General features: G+C 59.6%; 1 pseudogene. It reads left to right on the plus strand.

The annotated features are described in order from the left end of the window. Window positions 1-350: 350 nt before the first annotated feature. Window positions 351-436: pseudogene (locus ACLNEE_RS16970) on the plus strand (phycocyanin subunit beta); the annotation flags it as partial.

Raw genomic sequence — 436 nt, forward strand, 5'->3', positions numbered from 1 at the left:
CGACTACGCCATCGCCGCCCTCGTCTGAAATCCCTCCTCAAGGGTTCTTACCTCGGCTCCTCTGGCCCCCGCTCGGGGGCCTTTTTCATGACCTGTCATCATCCAATCCTCCGGGCACCAGGCCGCCGACCGACGGAGGGCAATCATAAAGAAAACCGTAAAGATATTCCGCGGCATTCTGGTGACGGCGACGGGAGGTCCATGGCAGCAGTGACCCTTTGTGAAGTACACAGAATCTGGAGGCCAGGTTGATCACAATGGCCCAGTGCTTTGCACCAGCAGGTTGCCACCCGCAGCCTGAATCCCCGTCCCACCCTTCCCGACCCTTCGTCGAGAACAGGAGCTCTTCAATGTTCGACGCCTTCACCAAGGTTGTAGCCCAGGCTGATGCCCGCGGCGAATTCATCAACGCTGGTCAGATCGACGCCCTCTCGGC

The organism is Aphanothece stagnina RSMan2012 (genome assembly GCF_046764815.1).
Lineage (GTDB): Bacteria > Cyanobacteriota > Cyanobacteriia > PCC-6307 > Cyanobiaceae > NIES-981.